This is a genomic window from Ensifer sp. Root558, assembly GCF_001427045.1.
Lineage (GTDB): Bacteria > Pseudomonadota > Alphaproteobacteria > Rhizobiales > Rhizobiaceae > Ensifer > Ensifer adhaerens.
In genome coordinates this window covers 103,330-119,797 of sequence record NZ_LMGC01000036.1, presented here as the reverse complement: position 1 = coordinate 119,797, position 16,468 = coordinate 103,330, and the positions used below count along the sequence as shown (strand labels likewise).

At 63.1% G+C, this 16,468-nt stretch carries 18 protein-coding genes; 9 read left to right on the top strand and 9 right to left on the bottom strand.

What is annotated here, in order from left to right:
* Nucleotides 1-97 precede the first annotated feature (97 nt).
* The 8 genes from cueR (at nucleotide 98) to ASD63_RS30035 (ending at nucleotide 5,738) form a co-directional block, all read left to right on the top strand.
* Nucleotides 98-568: a Cu(I)-responsive transcriptional regulator gene (gene cueR, locus ASD63_RS30070; protein ID WP_034799282.1), complete on the top strand. Its 471-nt coding sequence runs from the start codon at nucleotides 98-100 to the stop codon at nucleotides 566-568.
* A gap of 93 nt (nucleotides 569-661) precedes the next feature.
* Complete coding sequence (locus ASD63_RS30065) at nucleotides 662-1,051, top strand: hypothetical protein (protein WP_112974736.1); 390 nt, start codon at nucleotides 662-664, stop codon at nucleotides 1,049-1,051.
* A gap of 198 nt (nucleotides 1,052-1,249) precedes the next feature.
* Nucleotides 1,250-1,480 (top strand): hypothetical protein, encoded by a 231-nt coding sequence (locus ASD63_RS30060; RefSeq protein ID WP_060530272.1) that lies wholly within the window; start codon nucleotides 1,250-1,252, stop codon nucleotides 1,478-1,480.
* Nucleotides 1,477-2,931 (top strand): TolC family protein, encoded by a 1,455-nt coding sequence (locus tag ASD63_RS30055; protein WP_060530271.1) that lies wholly within the window; start codon nucleotides 1,477-1,479, stop codon nucleotides 2,929-2,931. The genes ASD63_RS30060 and ASD63_RS30055 overlap by 4 nt, the downstream gene beginning before the upstream one ends.
* A gap of 68 nt (nucleotides 2,932-2,999) precedes the next feature.
* Complete coding sequence (locus ASD63_RS30050; protein WP_060530270.1) at nucleotides 3,000-4,337, top strand: copper oxidase; 1,338 nt, start codon at nucleotides 3,000-3,002, stop codon at nucleotides 4,335-4,337.
* 50 nt (nucleotides 4,338-4,387) lie between these two features.
* Nucleotides 4,388-4,873 (top strand): plastocyanin/azurin family copper-binding protein, encoded by a 486-nt coding sequence (locus ASD63_RS30045; protein ID WP_060530269.1) that lies wholly within the window; start codon nucleotides 4,388-4,390, stop codon nucleotides 4,871-4,873.
* Nucleotides 4,874-4,900: 27 nt separating this feature from the next.
* The gene (locus ASD63_RS30040; RefSeq protein ID WP_060521726.1) at nucleotides 4,901-5,191 is read left to right on the top strand and encodes a copper-binding protein; all 291 of its coding nucleotides are present in this window, start codon (nucleotides 4,901-4,903) and stop codon (nucleotides 5,189-5,191) included.
* Nucleotides 5,192-5,273: 82 nt separating this feature from the next.
* The gene (locus tag ASD63_RS30035; RefSeq protein WP_034799270.1) at nucleotides 5,274-5,738 is read left to right on the top strand and encodes a DUF411 domain-containing protein; all 465 of its coding nucleotides are present in this window, start codon (nucleotides 5,274-5,276) and stop codon (nucleotides 5,736-5,738) included.
* Nucleotides 5,739-5,850: 112 nt separating this feature from the next.
* Here the strand turns inward: ASD63_RS30035 and ASD63_RS30030 are convergent, their stop codons facing one another.
* Together ASD63_RS30030 and ASD63_RS30025 are read right to left on the bottom strand one after the other, a co-directional pair.
* Nucleotides 5,851-6,246, bottom strand: a complete 396-nt coding sequence (locus tag ASD63_RS30030; RefSeq protein WP_060530268.1) for a VOC family protein — start codon at nucleotides 6,244-6,246, stop codon at nucleotides 5,851-5,853.
* Nucleotides 6,247-6,371: 125 nt separating this feature from the next.
* Nucleotides 6,372-7,088, bottom strand: coding sequence for a phosphoribosyltransferase (locus ASD63_RS30025; protein WP_256385293.1), 717 nt, complete (start codon nucleotides 7,086-7,088; stop codon nucleotides 6,372-6,374).
* Nucleotides 7,089-7,244: 156 nt separating this feature from the next.
* On the opposite strand from ASD63_RS30025, the gene ASD63_RS30020 reads away from it, so the two are divergent.
* Nucleotides 7,245-8,420, top strand: a complete 1,176-nt coding sequence (locus ASD63_RS30020) for a M20 aminoacylase family protein (protein ID WP_034799257.1) — start codon at nucleotides 7,245-7,247, stop codon at nucleotides 8,418-8,420.
* A 136-nt stretch (nucleotides 8,421-8,556) separates the two neighbouring features.
* Here the strand turns inward: ASD63_RS30020 and ASD63_RS30015 are convergent, their stop codons facing one another.
* The 7 genes from ASD63_RS30015 to ASD63_RS29985 all read right to left on the bottom strand — a co-directional run bounded on the left by ASD63_RS30015 (nucleotide 8,557) and on the right by ASD63_RS29985 (nucleotide 16,095).
* A complete protein-coding gene (locus ASD63_RS30015; protein WP_034799256.1) occupies nucleotides 8,557-10,344 on the bottom strand; it encodes an adenine deaminase C-terminal domain-containing protein in 1,788 nt (595 codons plus the stop codon).
* Nucleotides 10,341-11,261 carry a nucleoside hydrolase gene (locus tag ASD63_RS30010; RefSeq protein ID WP_034799255.1) on the bottom strand — a complete coding sequence of 307 codons (921 nt, stop codon included), beginning with the start codon at nucleotides 11,259-11,261 and terminating at the stop codon, nucleotides 10,341-10,343. The genes ASD63_RS30015 and ASD63_RS30010 overlap by 4 nt, the downstream gene beginning before the upstream one ends.
* Before the next feature lie 6 nt (nucleotides 11,262-11,267).
* Nucleotides 11,268-12,296, bottom strand: coding sequence for an ABC transporter ATP-binding protein (locus tag ASD63_RS30005; RefSeq protein WP_060530266.1), 1,029 nt, complete (start codon nucleotides 12,294-12,296; stop codon nucleotides 11,268-11,270).
* Nucleotides 12,289-13,068, bottom strand: a complete 780-nt coding sequence (locus tag ASD63_RS30000; protein ID WP_058323510.1) for an ABC transporter permease — start codon at nucleotides 13,066-13,068, stop codon at nucleotides 12,289-12,291. The genes ASD63_RS30005 and ASD63_RS30000 overlap by 8 nt, the downstream gene beginning before the upstream one ends.
* Nucleotides 13,065-13,892, bottom strand: a complete 828-nt coding sequence (locus ASD63_RS29995) for an ABC transporter permease (RefSeq protein ID WP_034799251.1) — start codon at nucleotides 13,890-13,892, stop codon at nucleotides 13,065-13,067. The genes ASD63_RS30000 and ASD63_RS29995 overlap by 4 nt, the downstream gene beginning before the upstream one ends.
* A 104-nt stretch (nucleotides 13,893-13,996) precedes the next feature.
* The gene (locus tag ASD63_RS29990) at nucleotides 13,997-15,019 is read right to left on the bottom strand and encodes an ABC transporter substrate-binding protein (RefSeq protein ID WP_034799250.1); all 1,023 of its coding nucleotides are present in this window, start codon (nucleotides 15,017-15,019) and stop codon (nucleotides 13,997-13,999) included.
* Nucleotides 15,016-16,095: a LacI family DNA-binding transcriptional regulator gene (locus ASD63_RS29985; protein ID WP_034799249.1), complete on the bottom strand. Its 1,080-nt coding sequence runs from the start codon at nucleotides 16,093-16,095 to the stop codon at nucleotides 15,016-15,018. The genes ASD63_RS29990 and ASD63_RS29985 overlap by 4 nt, the downstream gene beginning before the upstream one ends.
* Nucleotides 16,096-16,468: the final 373 nt, after the last annotated feature.

The following is a 16,468-nucleotide window of genomic DNA, read 5'->3' as shown; positions in this document are numbered from 1 at the left end:
TCGATCGTCTCCCCGGCTATTGCCAGCATGGCGGAAGCCGGGGAGAGCCCTTATATTCTCAAGGGAATGGCCGCACGGCGGTAAAAAGGATGACATCATGAATATCGGCGAAGCTTCCCGCGCCTCCGGCGTCTCGACGAAAATGATCCGCTATTACGAGACGATCGGCCTCATCCCGCAGGCCGACCGCAGCGAAGCCGGCTATCGCAACTATGGCGACAACGACGTCCATACGCTGCGCTTCATCCGCCGCTCGCGCGATCTCGGTTTCACTGTCGAGCAGATGGCGGACCTCTTGGCGCTCTGGCGCGACCGCGAGCGCGCCAGCGGCGAGGTCAAGAAGATCGCGCTCGAACATGTCGAGATCCTGGAGCGCAAGGCCGAGGAGCTGAAGGCGATGAGCCGGACGCTGAAACATCTCGCCGCCCATTGCCATGGCGACGGCCGCCCGGACTGTCCCATTCTCGAGGATCTCGCCGACGCCACGAACGCGCCGACGAAGGCAACCGAGCCCGCCCGCTTCGGTACGGCCGGCATCGATCCGGTCCGCAACCGGCGGCACGGGTGACGACGAGTGCGCATCCTTGAGCCTCACGCATTCGTGACGGCGCCAGGCGCAAGCATCATTGACAGGAATCAAAGGCGTTTCTACGGATCGATCATGGAGAACGTGCGAACCACATATCTGCGTTTGCTGATAGTGCTGAAGCTGGCGATCGCTTTGTCGCTGGCCGTGCTGCCTTTTTCCACCGCCTCCGGCATGATGCATGCGGCCGCGCACGGCTCGATGCAGATCGAGGCAGCCGCCAATCCGATGCAAGCTGCGACCGAGCATTGCCCGAGCCTCGACAAGGGCAAGGTGAAGCCGGCAAAAGAAAGCGGCAAGTCGGACAAGAAGGATTGTTGCAAGACCTTCTGCGCCGCCGTGGCGGTGCTCGGCGATGTCGACGGAAGCCATCCGGCTTTCCCGCGCTCCATCCGCAATTTCGGCCCGCACCCGCAGCTCACCCCCGGTGAGCTCGACGGCCTTCATCGTCCCCCAAGAGCCTGATTTCGTTAATCCGTGACCGCTGCTGCGGGTCTCCGTTGGTCTTGGCCGACGGAAGGATCTGCAGTGGTGCGAAGCGTTGCCGTGGTTTCCGCGTGTCCGATGTGACGCTCGACCACCTCTAGCGCCGTCCGCGACAAGGCTCGCCCGGTTTCGTCCGGTCGATCGCCGGCCTCTGCCATTCACATTTCAGGTTTGACCATGAAACGTTTGTTTTCCATGGCGCTCCTGCCCATGATCCTGGGCGGATGCGCTGCCACATTGCCTGCCGAGGTCTCGAGCCTTGGCGATCCCGCCAATAGCACGAACGGCATTCGAAGCACGCAGTATCGCAGCCCCATTTCGGGCTACACTCACCGCGAACCGACCGGCCCCAAGGCCTGGGGACCGCTCAACGACGCACAGTCGACCGCCAAGGGAGACGCGTCATGAGGCTTCGCAAGCTCAACCTCGCGGCCGCCATCGGTCTGCCCCTCGTGCTCGCCGGCTGCGTGACCGAATACTCGGCCAAGGACGCGGGCTTCACCACCGTGGATGCCAAGGTCTCGACGGCCGCGACCAAGAAAAGCGTCTGGATCCAGAACCGCGAACAGGCAGACAAGGTCAATGCCGAGGTCAAGGCGCTCCTGAAGCGAAAGACAATCGACGCCGACACCGCCGTTCAGGTCGCACTCCTCAACAACAAGGGCCTGCAGGCCGCCTATGCCGATCTCGGCGACGCGTCGGCGGATGCCTGGCAGGCGACGTTGTTCCTCAACCCGACTGTCTCGATCGGCACGACCGGGATCGGCACACCGGAACTGCAGGCCTACAAGGCGATCGAGGGGCTGGTCACCACCAACATCCTGGCGCTCCTGACCCGCGACAAGACCATCGCGGTCGCCGACGCGCGTTTCCGCCAGGCGCAGCTCAACGCCGCGCTCAGCACGCTGCAGCTGGCCGCCGAAACCCGCCGCGCCTGGATCGAAGCGGTTGCCGCATGGGAAACCGTCGCACAACTGAACCAGGCCCAGGCGGCTGCGGACGCCTCCTCGGAACTCGCCGCAAAACTCGGTGAGACCGGCGCCATGGGCAAGGGCAACCAGGCGCGAGAGCACGTCTTCAACGCTGAACTCGCCGGCCAGGCAGCCGAAGCCCGGCTTGCAGCCCGTCTTGCCAAGGAAAATCTGACGCGACTGATGGGTCTCTGGGGTAGCGATGTCGACTACCAGGTGCCGAACCGCCTGCCGAACCTGCCGAAGAACCTGGCCCGCAAGGACAGCATCGAGGCCGAAGCGCTGAAGCGCCGCGTCGACCTGCAGATCGCCCGCCTCGATCTCGAAGCCGTGGCCAAGTCCTACAGCCTCACCGAGGCGACCCGCTACGTGACCGACCTGGAACTCGTCGCCGGTGCGGAGGCGGAACGGGAGAAGGAGGATCATGGCACCAAGGTCGAGACGACCGGCCAGTTCGAGCTCGAATTCGTGATCCCGATCTTCGACAGCGGCAATGCGCGCATGCGCAAGGCCGAGCTTGCCCATATGCGCTCGGCGAACCTGCTGGCGGAAAAGGCGGTCAACATCCGCTCGGAAGCACGCTCAGCCTACGAGGCCTATCGCTCGCGCTACGACATCGCCCGGCACTACCGCAACAACGTCGTGCCGCTGCGCACCAAGATCGAGGAAGAAGCGACGCTCAGCTACAACGGCATGATCACCAGCACCTTCGAGCTGCTTGCCGACGTCAGGGCCAAGGTCAATTCGACCGTGCTCTCCGTCAACGCGAAGCGCGATTTCTGGCTGGCCGATGCCGATCTGATGACCGCAATCCACGGCGGCGGATCGGGCGGCTCGGCTGGAGGCGCGGCAGCGCCCGCGGCAGCGGAAGCCGGCGCCGGACACTAGGGCGGGAGCAGGAAAAGTGTGTGCGGTTTTCCGTACGCATCCCGCCCTAAATCAAAAAAGGATCAGATATGTTCAACAGAAGAAACTTCCTCGGCGCCGGTGCTGCTCTCGTTTCGACCGCCGCCTGGGCCCAAACCTCAAACTCCGGCCTGCCCGAAGCGGCAAGCATGGACAATGCCGCGACCCAGAAGCCGCTCGTGCCGACGAGCGGACCGGACTACAACCCGGTCGTCACCCTCAACGGCTGGACATTGCCGCACCGTGTGAACAACGGCATCAAGGAATTCCACCTTGTCGCCGAGCCGGTCGAACGCGAGATGGCCGACGGCATGACCGCCTATCTCTGGGGCTATAACGGCCAGTCGCCAGGCCCGACAATCGAGGCGGTCGAAGGCGACCGCGTGCGGATCTTCGTCACCAACAAGCTGCCGGAACACACCACCATTCACTGGCACGGCATGATCCTGCCTTCGGGCATGGATGGCGTCGGCGGCCTGTCGCAGCCGCATATTCCGGCCGGCAAGACCTACGTCTACGAGTTCGACCTCGTGAAATCCGGCACCTTCATGTACCACCCCCATGCCGACGAAATGGTACAGATGGCCATGGGCATGATGGGCTTCTTCGTGGTGCACCCGAAGGATCCAAACTTCATGCGTGTCGATCGGGATTTCGTGTTCCTGCTCAATGCCTATGACATCGATCCCGGCACCTATGTGCCGCGCATCATGGAAATGACCGACTTCAACATGTGGTGCTGGAACAGCCGGATCTTCCCGGACATCGACCCGCTGGTCGTGTCCAAGAACGACCGCGTGCGGGTCAGGGTCGGCAACCTCACCATGACCAACCATCCGATCCACATGCACGGCTACGACTTCGAGGTGACCTGCACCGATGGCGGCTGGGTGCGGCCGGAGGCACGCTGGCCGGAAGTGTCGATCGACATTCCCGTCGGCGCCATGCGCGCCTACGAATTCGACGCCAAGTACGAGGGCGACTGGGCGATCCATTGCCACAAGTCGCACCACACGATGAACGCGATGGGCCACGATATCCCGACCTTCATCGGCGCCGACAAGAAATCGGTCGCGGAAAAGATCCGCAAGGTGAAGCCCGACTACATGCCCATGGGTACGGCCGGTATGGCCGACATGGGCGAAATGGAAATGCCGCTCCCCGACAACACGATCCCGATGATGACCGGCTGGGGTCCGCACGGCGCGTTGGAGATGGGCGGCATGTTCTCGGTGGTGAAGGTGCGCGAAGGTATCTCCGCCGGCGATTACAGCGATCCCGGTTGGTACGAAAACCCGCCGGGAACACAGGCCTGGGAATGGACCGGCGCATTGCCGGAACCGACGCGGGCCAAGGATGCCAAGACCGTGCTCACGCCCAAACCGTGAGAGGGCGGCCGACTGCAATGACCTCTTTCAAATCCATCAGGAACATTACGATGAAGAAATCAGCACTCGCTCTGGCGCTCGTTATCGCCTCCGCCCTTTCCTCCCAGGCGCTCGCCAGCGGCAGCCACGCCGGCGGCCACGACAAGGTGTCGATCGGCGAGCCCGGCGACAGCAAGAAGTCGACGCAGACGATCCGCGTCACCATGAAGGAAACCGACGACGGCAAGATGATCTTTACCCCGGCAACCATCAAGGTTCGCCAGGGCCAGACGGTCCATTTCGCCATCAAGAACGCCGGCGAACTCGCCCACGAATTCGTGCTCGACGACAAGGCGACGATCCAGGAACACAAGATCACCATGGAGAAATTCCCCGACATGGAGCACGACGACCCGAACGCCATCCGGCTCGAGCCGGGCAAGTCCGGCGACATCTACTGGACCTTCACCAACGACGGCACCTTCGAATTCGCCTGCCTGGTGCCGGGCCATTACGACGCCGGCATGCATGGCCCGCTCGACGTCGTGAAGAAGTAGCCCGAGAAAACAGGAAAGGATGAAACCATGAAAACCGTAGGCAAACTCCTCGCAGCGCTCGCATTGGCTGTTTCCACCGCCACCTTCTCCCTACCCGCCCAGGCCGCGGAGTTCACCAAGGGCGTGGTCAAGAAGATCGACACCAAGGCCAAGAAGGTGACGATCGACCATGAGGATCTGAAGAACCTCGACATGCCGGCCATGACCATGGTGTTCCGCGCCGATGACGCGGTGCTTGCCAAGCTCAAGGAAGGCGCGTCGATCGAATTCGTCGCCGACCGTGTCAACGGCAAGCTGACCGTGACCGAGATCAAGTAGCAGCGACAAACTGCCCGGGTCGACTTTGCGCGGCCCGGGCGCCACAATCCTGAGATCAGGCAAGAATGGAAAGGAATGTTCGATGAACGTATTACGCAGGCATTTCGTGGCGGGCACGATCGCGGGCATCACCCTCTTTGCGACGGGCGCCGTCGCGGCAACCGGCACCATGGCCGTCTACAAGGATCCGCAATGCGGCTGCTGCGAACAATGGGCCGACGCAATGGAAGCGGCCGGCTACAAGGTCGAGGTGCGCGATGAAGCCGACATGTCGGTGATCAAGACGCGCTTTGCGGTTCCTGCCGACATGGAAGGCTGCCATACCGCCGTCATCGACGGCTATGTCATCGAGGGCCATGTACCGCTCGAAGCGGTCAAGAAGCTGCTGGCCGAAAAGCCGGATGTCGCCGGCATCGCGGTTCCCGGCATGCCTTCAGGCTCGCTCGGCATGGGCAACGATCCGCAGGCCTCGTACGATGTCTACACGATCGCCAAGGCGGGCGGCGCGAAGTCGACGGTTTATTATCAGGTCCGGCCGGCGAACTAAGCAGTTCCCCACCGATCGGCAGTCTCCGAGGCTGCCTTCCATGAACAGTTCGGGCATCTCTGCGATCGCGGCGGTGCCCGAACGCCGATGAAGCCTGGCCGTTGGATGGACGCTAGACTGTCGTGCTCGCGGCTCCCAGATCCTGCGGTTCTCCGATCTCGACGGCATGTCCGTCCGGATCATGAAAGCGAAAGACGCGCTGGCCCCATTCCTGGCGCTCGACCGGATGGATCAGGTCCACATGCGGTGCAATGCGCGCGAAGGCCGCGTCGACATCGTCATCTTCAAAGTAGAGAAGCACGTTTCGTCGGCCATAGGCTTCGGCGGAAGACAGCTCCTGCCGCCAGATGGTCCGTTCGAGCGAGCGTCCTTCATGGATGGCAAAGCCGCCCACGAAAAGCACGAAATTGCCGAAGTCCTCGCGGATCGTCAGACCGAGTGTCGTCTCGTAGAAGGTTCGCGATCGCTCGATGTCGCTGACAAAAGGGATCGGATTGATGAAGCGCATGAATTCCTCGCAGACGCGGCCGATACGACGAGACGAGGCTAACGCGCATGTCTCAAGAGGCAAAGGAGTTCATTCGCGGAAGGGTACAAATCCGCGCCGGCCACAGGCTTACAGCCGGCGCGAGATCACGCCCTTCGCCAGCTGCCGTCCCCGTTGCGGGTAAGCATCGGTGTCTGGAAAACGCCGACCACGCGCTCGGGCCAGTGGGGCGCGAGGTCCGCAAGCGGCTGGCGCCAGCGCTCGGTCTGCAGCATAGCCGCACCGATCGCGACCGGCTCGATGCCGCAGGCTTCCATCAGCGTCAGCCCGGCAAGGATCGACGTGCCGCTGGAAATGACGTCATCGATCAGAGCCACGCGCTTACCCTCAAGCAAGGGCAACATTCGCGGATCGACGTAGAGACGCTTCTTCTGGTCGGGCGTGGTGATCGAGGAGAGCGGCACGGAGAGATCGTCGACATACCAGAACTTCTTGGACGTCCCGAGTGGCACGTAGCGGCTGTGGCCGAGCTTGCGGGCAACGGCCGAAGCGAGCGTGAGGCCGAGCGTCGGCAGACCGGCGACGACTTCGGGCTCATAGGGGGCGAGCTTCGCCGCAAGTTCCGTTGCCAGTGCGTCCTCAACAGCAAAGCTCGCCTGATTGACGATCAGCGAGGCCAGCGCATGTTTGCCGTCGGCGAGTTGACGGATCGGCAGGAGAATCTGCCTGCCATCACCGAGGGACGCCGGGAAGAAATCGCGATAACCCGCCTGAATATCGAAACTTTTCGGCGGGTAGATTTCCTGCCAGAAGTCGTGGGGCTGCATCGGTCCGGTCCTCGTCTGCGCGCTTTCGCCCGAAATGAAAGGCGATCAAAAAGGCCGGCTTGCTGTTCTGGTTCCGGCCGTTTTCGTCTATACCGTTTGCGACTTCGATCAAACCGAAAGGGCGCTGCGGCTCAAGCAAAGCACGCGGAATTCACAAGCCCTTCGCGCAATGAAACATGGGAATGCCTGACGATGCGCCTGCCAGACGGAATAGCCGACGACCTCACCTTCCTCACCGACTTCCGTCGCGACCTGCATGCCCATCCGGAACTCGGCTTCGAGGAGGTACGCACCAGCGATCTCGTTGCCAAGTGGCTTGAGGAAGCGGGTCTAAAGGTCCACCGCGGCTTGGGAAAAACCGGCGTCGTCGGCACGCTGCAGGTCGGCAACGGCACACGCTCGATCGGCCTTCGCGCCGATATGGACGCGCTCGCCATGCCGGAGATCGCCGACCGTCCCTACAAATCCCGCGAGGCCGGAAAGATGCATGCCTGCGGTCATGACGGCCACACGACAATGCTGCTCGGCGCTGCCCGCCATCTGGCTAAGACCCGCAATTTCTCCGGCACCGTGCACTTCATCTTCCAGCCTGCCGAGGAAGGGCGTGGCGGTGCGAAACGCATGGTCGAAGACGGCCTCTTTGAACTTTTCCCCTGCGACGCGGTTTACGGCCTGCACAACATGCCGGGCCTTGACCCGAACGAGATAGCCGTCGTCACGGGTCCGCAGCTTGCCTCTTCGGATAGCTGGCGGCTCACCTTTCGCGGCGTCGGCACCCATGGCGCCAAGCCGCATCTTGGCCGCGATCCGGTGACGGCCGCCGGCACCTTCCTTGCCTCGCTGCAGTCGATCGTCGGCCGCGTCGTCGATCCCTTACAGCCAGCCGTCGTCAGCGCCTGCTCCGTGCGCGCCGGCGACCCGAAGGCGCTCAACGTCATCCCCGATACGGTGGAAATCGGCGGCACGGCCCGCGCCTATACGCCTGAAGTGCGCGATCAGCTCGAAACGGAGATCGGCCGGCTCGCGCGTGGTACCGCCGAGATGTATGGGATTTCCGTTGACTACGAATTCGAACGCCGCATTCCGCCCGTCGTCAACGACGCCGATGCCACTGCTCGGGCGTTGAGCGCCGCTCAGGCGGTGTTCGGCAAGAAGACCCGGACGTCATTTCCACCGTCGACCGCCGGCGACGATTTCGCCTTCTTCGGGCTGGAAGCGCCCGGCTGTTACGTCTGGCTCGGCAACGGCCCCGCCGTCGACGGCGCGCTGCACCACAACACTGCCTATGATTTCAACGACGACGCGATCGGTCCGGGCGCCACCTTCTGGTCGACCCTCGTGGAGCAGGAACTGGCACGCGCCGAGTAACGCTTGCATCGCGAAGAAGCAGGCGGGAGCGTGCGATCTCAAGGATTTAGAACCTGCGCTTGAAGGGCGAGGCAAGCTGTCATACGGAAATGACGTCGGACTTCAACGGCCGCCCTGCCTGGGCGGCCGTTGAATGTCAGGCTTCAAGGATCTCCAGGATCGGGCTTTCCATGACCTTGCCCGTCGCCACGTCGGCGATGCCGCGATCGGTCTGGTGCGGTCCGGCATTGCAGGCGAGCGTCGCGCCGAAGCAGGCCTTGAAGACCAGGTAAGGCGGCTGCCAATCGACGATGCGGCCGACTGCTTCGCGGAGTGCGGCAAAGCTATCCGCCACCTCTTCCAGCGGCTCCTCGGAGACCAGCCCCGCGAGCGGCAGAGGCAGGAGTGCATCGACCTTGCCGCCGGACACAGCGGCCATGCCGCCACCGGCAGCAATCACCGCGTTGGCGGCGACCGCCATATCCTGCGCATTGCCGCCGAAAACCGTGAGGTTGTGGCTGTCATGCGATACCGTGGTTGCAAAGGCGCCGCGCCAGGCGCCCCAACTCGACAGCAGACCCACAGCCGGTCGGCTGTCGGCGCGCCCGTGACGATGCGCCACGGCGATCAGAGTCGTCCCCTCGGGCGGAACGACGAAGCCGCCCTCGACCGCGGCAACGGCATCGCCCCATTGGGTAAAACGCGGCCGGTCGATGGTCGCGACGCGGACCTTCGTGCCATCTGCTGGAATGCGGAAATCGTTCTCCGACAGCGGCGCGATCTTCATCGTGCCGTGCAGGGTCTCGGCGGCGATGCCGCAGAGCGGCTCGATCATCCGTCCGGCGTCTGCAATCGACTTGCCGTCGACGATGACCGTGCGCGCACGGAAATCAGCGAGATCTTCGAAGATCACGATGTCCGCCCGACGCCCTGGCGCCACAAGTCCAAGATCATGCCGGCCCTGGCGGACCGCGCCGTTCAGCGTGGCTGCCCGAAGCGCCCATTCGGCGGGCAGGCCATAGCGCACCAGCCGGCGAACGACGTCGTCGAGGCCGCCGGCATGGGCAAGATCGTCCGGGAAAACGTCGTCGGTGCAGAGCGTTACCGTCTGAGGAAGATGGCCCAGAGCCTTGATCGTTTTGACGAATTCCGGCAGCAGGTGATCGTGCGAGCCGCGCAGTTCGATCGAAAGCCCTGCCCTGAGTTTTGCCAGCAGATCGTCGCCGGAAACAAGCTCATGGTCGGAGCTGACGCCGGCGGTCACGAAGGCCTGCAGATCAGAGCCCGCAAGGCTGCGCGCATGGCCATTGACCGGCTTGCCGGCGGCAAGCCCCGCCTGAACGATCCCGGTGATCCGTGCCTCACCGTCGATGACGCCGCGCATGTTCATCATTTCGGCGATGCCGCCGATTTCCGGCCAGCTCAAAATGTCGGCGATCACATCAGCGTCGAAATCGGCACCGGCCAGCTCCAGGCCGGGTGCTGACGGCACGCTCGACGGTGCCAGCAGCACCGTGCGCAGCGGCAGATCGCGACTGGCGTTTGCGGCCCAGCGCACGCCGGCCACACCGTTGACATTACCAAACTCATGCGGATCCCAGACGACGGTCGTCACGCCACGCGGCAGCACCGCATTGGCATAGGTCGCCGGCGTCACCATCGAGCTTTCGACGTGCATATGGGTGTCGATCAGACCGGGCGAAACGTAAGCGCCCGTCGCATCGATCATGGTTGCCGCATCGGAGCGCGTGCCCGGTTCGTGGACACTTGCGATCAACGATCCAACAAGGCCGATATCGGCCGGGCGAAACTCGCCCGTCACCACGTCGACGAGCGTACCGCCCGAAATCAGAACGTCGAACGGTTCAGCACCACGCGCTGCCGCCACTGCCCGGCTGCGGAGCGCCGCATCCATCAAGTCCTGAGGCTGCTCTATGGAACTCACTTCTGCGCTTCCTTCATCAAAGCGCCCAGGATCTGAGCCCTGGTCGTCTCGACATGGGCATCGACGGCATATTCGGCATTGAAGATCGCGTGGCTTTCGCGCGTTTCGACGACGGTGCGCCCGCGGGCCAGCGTCCCTCCGAGTTCGACATCAATGCGCGCCTTGCGAAACGAGATTGCGCCCGGATTGACGAAGGCAACGGCAGCGCAAGGGTCGTAGATCGCCATGCCCGGCCGGCCGCGACTGGTGCCGATCGAAATGAAGCCGGCAAGCAGATCGGCGATGAGGGCGGCATGGACGCCACCCGCCGAGCGGATCGGCGCGACGTCATCGGGGTAGGCAAAGACCTTGCGGCAGAGATCGAGATCGACCATGCGCAGCGGCAGGCCATGAGCGATCACGATCGCCAGCGCTTCCGGATCGGCGAAGGCGTTGAATTCGGCAGATGCCGTATGGTTGCCGCTGGTGACGCCGCCCCCCATCCAGGTGAGGTCGGTGATCCGGCTCGCCAAGTCCGGACGGGCAAGGCAAAGGGCAGCGAGATTGGTGAGCGGCCCGAGCGCCAGAATCCGCTTCGGCCCCTCCTGCTCCAGCCAGGCGCAAAGTGCCGCAAAGGCGTCGCTTACCGGCAAGGCGTCGGCCTCCGGCAGCGTCAATCCCGCTGTCGGCATGCCGGCTTCGCCAAGGATGCGTTCGGCAGTTTCGAGCTTGCCGAGCACCGGCAGGGCGCGCCCCTCATGGATGGGGAAAGCCCAGCCGAAAGCGCGCGCGGCGCCGGCAGCGTTGCGCTTCACCTGGTCAAGCGGCGTGTTACCGAAAACCAGCGAAACGCCGTCGATCTCTTCACCGGCATGAAGGACGACAAGCACTGCGGCAATGTCGTCGAACCCCATGTCCGTATCGATCCAGACACCCATCGGACCTTACCCGAACTTCTTGAGGCGTGCGGCCTTCTCGACCGGCAGGTCGAAGGCAATGGCAGTACCGGTTTCACGGGCTGCAAGTGCTGCATCCTCTTCCGCCTTGATGGCGCCGAGCGGCGTATCGAGCAGGTACTCGCGCGTGCTGCCGGAGAAAGAGGCTCCGCGCACGGTGCCTTGGAAAGGACCTGAACCAAGGGTCACCATGCGCGGACGCCACGCAAGCCCTGCCGTGTCAGGCGGCAGGGATCCGGAAAGATCGATCGGGCCGTTCTCGGCCTTCAGCTTGCCGCCCTCGACGGCAAAGATGTTTTCGAAACCGACGAAGTCGGCGACGAAGCGCGAGATCGGGCGGTTGTAGATATCCTCGGGCGTGCCGATCTGCTCGATCGCGCCGTTCAGCATGACGACGATGCGGTCCGCCAGCGACAGGGCCTCGCCCTGGTCGTGGGTGACGAAGATCATCGTGACGCCGGTTTCCTTCTGCACCCGCTGCAGTTCCGTGCGCATTTCGAGGCGCAGACGAGCGTCGAGGTTCGACAGCGGCTCGTCGAGCAGCAGCACCTTCGGCTCCATGACCATGGAACGCGCCAGCGCGACACGCTGCTGCTGGCCACCGGAGAGTTCGCCCGGCTTGCGGGCGGAAAACTTCGAAAGCCCGACCGACTTGAGACCGGCGGTCACCTTGCTCTCGATCTCGTTGGCCGGCAGCTTCTTCAGCCGCAGGCCGAAGGCGACGTTTTCGAACACGGTCAGGTGCGGAAACAGCGCATAGGACTGGAAGACCAGGCCGACCGAGCGCTTGTTGGCGGACACGCGGGTGATGTCGGCACCATCGAGCTTGATCGCGCCGGACGCGGGCGACAGCAGGCCGGCGATCGAGCGCATCGTCGTCGTCTTGCCGCAACCGGAGGGCCCAAGGAAGGCCACCAGTTCGCCCTTGCGGATCGAAAGGTCGAGGTCCTTCACCGCAACGGTATCGCCATAGGCGAGCGTCAGTTTTTCAAGGCTGAGGAAGGGGGCGTCAGACATAGCGAGAGAATCCCAGGAAGCGTTCGGCAAGAAAGACGATGCCGATGGACATGAAGGCGAGCAGCGCGGAGAGGGCGGCGACCGACGGATCGTAAGTGATCTCCATGTAGGAGAGCATGTCGATCGGCAGCGTGCGCACGCCCGGGCCGGAGAGGAAGAGCGATACCGGCACCTGGTTGAAGCTCGTGACGAAGCCGAGGATGAAGGCGGCGAGGATGCCGCTGCGGATGTTCGGCATCACCACGCGGAAGAAGGCGCCGGCGCGCGAGGAGCCGAGCAGCACAGCCGCCTCCTCGATATCGGAGCGCAGGTTGTTGAGGCTCGCCGAGACGACCCGTACCGCATAGGGCAGAACCAGCGCGGTGTGGGCGAGAAACAGCGTCAGCGTGATGTTGAGGCCAAAGGGCACAACGATGTAACGCAAGAGCGCCAGGCCGACGATGATACCGGGCACGATGATTGGCAGTGACACGATCGTGCGGATGGTTTCGCCAAACGGCAGCTTGTAGCGCGACAGGGCGTAGGAGGCGGGAACGCCGAGCACGAGAGCGGCCGCCGTTCCGCCGATCGCCAGCAGCATCGAGATCGCGAAACTTTCCTGGAAGCTCTCGACCGTGAACACCTTGGCGACCCACTTGAGCGAGAAGCCCTGCGGCGGGAAGGCCAGCGTCTCGCCGCCGGAGAGCGACGCGGCGACGATGATGAAGAACGGCCCGATCAGGAAGCCGATCACCAGGAAGAGGACGAGGGGTGAAAAGACGCGGGGTGTCATCGCTTGTTCCTCGCGGTGGCAAGCCGTTTCAAAAGAAGATTGGCGGCAAAGCTCATGACGATCAGGATGAAGGCGATGACGCTGGCCGCGACGAAATCGTTGGCGACGGTGACGCGCTGATAGAGCAGCGTTTCGAGCATCAGCACCTTGGAGCCGCCGAGGATCGCCGGTGTGATGTAAGCCGTCAGCGAGCCGGTGAAGACCAGGGTACCACCAATAACAAGGCCCTCCTTGGTGAGCGGCAGGATCACCTTGAAAAACACCTGGAACCAGTTGGCGCCGAGTACGCGGGCAGCCGGGATCGCATCCTTCGGCATGTTTTCGAGCGCGCTGATCAAGGACAGGATCATCAGCGGCAGGAAAAGCTGCAAGAGACCGATGAACACGGCGGTCTCGGTAAACAGGAAGCGGATCGGCTCATCCGAGAGGCCGACAAACTGGAGCGCCTGGTTGACGATGCCGGTGCGGCCGAGAATGACGATCCAGGCATAGGTGCGGGCAACCGACGAGATCATCAGCGGCAGCACGACAAGGCCGATCATCTGTCCCTTGCTGCGCGGCGTCAGATTGACGATCGCAAAGGCGGCGGCATAGCCGATGACCGCCGAAACGACGGTAACCATCAGGCCGAGCCGGAAGGTGCGTAGGAAGACGGTGCGGTTCAGCGGATCGGAAAAGAAGGTCGTATAGGCCGACAGCGACCAGCTGTCGGCGCTGCGAAAGCCTTCCGCCAGCAGGATCACCACTGGCGCCAGAAAGACGATCGCCGCAAAGACCGCTGCGGGCAGAGCGAGCGCCAGGGCTTCGGCGCGGTTCTGGAACATCCTTCTTCCTTTCAAGGCATTCCTGGGCGCGTCTCATCGCGCCCGTCGCATCAGGTCTCCACCGGCGATCACGATCCGCCGGTGGAGGTCGCAATGGCTTGGTCTTACTGGCCGACCTGGGCGTTCCACTCCGACAGCCACGCTTCGCGGTTGTCGAGGGCAACGGCCGACGGGATCAGCTTCAGGTTCTTCACGGTCTCTTCGCCGTAGGTGAGGTTTTCGGCGATCTCGGGCGAAACCTTCACGTCCTTGTTGGCCGGGCTGTCGACCAGCTTTTCGGCAAGTGCGGTCTGGATTTCGGTCGAGAGCCAGAAGTCCATGAACTCAAGCGCCAGATCCTGGTTCTTGCTGCCCTTGGTCAGCACCATGACGTTCATGCCGCCGGTCTGGCCTTCCTTGGGCGTTGCCCACTTGATCGGCAGGCCGAGCTTGGTGAAACCTTCCCAGGAGAAGCGACCGATCGGAGCGGCCCAGATTTCTTCCTGCTGCATCAGCTGAACGAGCTGGGAGGACTTGACGTAGAAGGTGACGATATCGTCCTTCTTGGCGCCGACGGCGGCGATCGCTTCCTTGAGGTCAGGCGTGTTCTTGCCGATGGCTTCGCCGACCATGTAGAGCGCCGGCGGGCCTTGGTTGGTGGTGACGTTCGGGAAGGCGACGTGGCTGGCGTTCTTGTCGCTCAGGAGATCGGCCCAGGAGTTCACTTCCATCTTGTCCGAGCGATAGACGATCGAGGTGGCATAGAAGGTGTAGCCGACGCTCATGCCGTCGCCGTTCGGATCCTTGGCAAGGTCGTAGAGCTTGTTGAAGTTCTGGAGCTTCGAGGTGTCGATCTTTTCGATGAGATCGGCGCGGGTGGCCGAAAGCGCGTCGGCCATCGAGACGACGGCCATGTCGACGACCGGGCTCGCCTTGTTGGCTTCCATCTTGGCGAGGCGCTCGACGCTGTTGCCGGTTTCGACGACGAGCTTGCAGCCGCACTTCTGTTCGAACGGGGTGTAGACCAGTTCCTTGAATGCGTCCTGGGCAAAGCCGTAGACGGAAATGGTGAGCGTCTTTTCCTGAGCGGATGCGGCAGGGGCGGTAACGAGCAAGAGCGCGCTCGAGGCAAGCAAGAACTTCTTCATGGCTGGTGTCCTCCTTCGGTGACGGATGTAGCTGCGGTGGCAGTGGTAAGAATGGGTTGAGACGCGGGCGGTGCCGCGGCCGATTGCCGGACGACCAGATGCATCGGCACCTTGCAGGTCGCCGCCGTAACCGGTGCGCCGATCGCGGGATCGGACGGGTCGCGCTCGCTGATCGCCTTGACCAGGGCTGCGACGGCGATCGCCGCGATCTTGGTCATGTCCATGCGCGCGGTCGTCAGCGCCGGCGTGATGACCGGCGACCAGATCAGGTCGTCGAACCCGGTGACACTCGCCTTTTCCGGCACGTTGATGCCGGCGCGCTGCAGCTCGGTGAGCGCGCGCAGCGCATGGAGATCGGAGATGCAAGCAAAGGCCGTGTAGCCTTCCGCCACCTTGTCGGCGAGGCCGAGCGGACAGCCCTTGCCGGCCGCCTTTTCCAACGGCTCGATCCAGAGCGTATCGGTATGGGTGCCCTCGCCGAAGACCGAGCGAATACCGCCGGCGCGGTCGTTCTGCACGTTCGAGGCGGGATTGTTGCCGATGATCATCACGCGGCGGTGGCCGAGAGCCTTAAGGTGTTCGCCAATCTGCCGGCCGCCACCCCAATGGTCGGCGGCGACCGTGTTGCCCGGCGTCGAGGGCGTATCGATGACAGCGACCGGACAGCCGACATCGGCAATGCGCGTGCCGCGCCGCGGCACGATCACGAGGCCATCAACGTCGCGATCGATCAGGCGCTCGATCGCCTTGGTCTGGGTCGAGACGTCGCCGCGCGAGTCGGCGATCAGCACGCCATAGCCCGAGGACGAAGCCGCAAGCTCGATTGCCTGGGCGATCTGTGGGAAGAGCGGATTGGCGATATCGGGAAGCACGAGGCCGAGAACACCGGTGCGGCCGGTGCGCAGCGCCCTACCCGCCTGGCTCGGCACATAGCCGAGCTCGGCAGCGGTCGCGCGGATCTTTTCCACCATCTCGGCGGAGACGCGCCCCTTGCCCGAGAGCGCGTTTGAAACCGTCGCCGCGGAGACGCCCAGCGTTCTGGCAATCCTCGTCAGTTTTGGTCCGGAACGCGCCAAATCAGTGGTTTCCGCCATCGCGTGATTAAACGATTAATCAGCCGATATATCAGAATCTCCCGACTGTCGAATCCTTTTGTCGACTCGTTGCATTTTGCAATTTTCGAGGGAAAAGATTTGCGAACGACAATCGATTTCCGCTTGGCGCCTGGCGTTCACAATCAGCGGAAGGAGTTCACGTCAATTCCTCAAGCGCCAACGGGCCGTCCAAAGTCTGCCTGATATATCTCCGCCGACACCGAGCGATGAAAAGCGAAACACGCATCTGCCCAACCGCCGCAATCGCGGGTACAAATTTCAACTTCGCCAGACAAAAGAAATCAATTTTTCCACTAAATTACTAGGGAATAAGTATGATGCACGGCAATCGTCC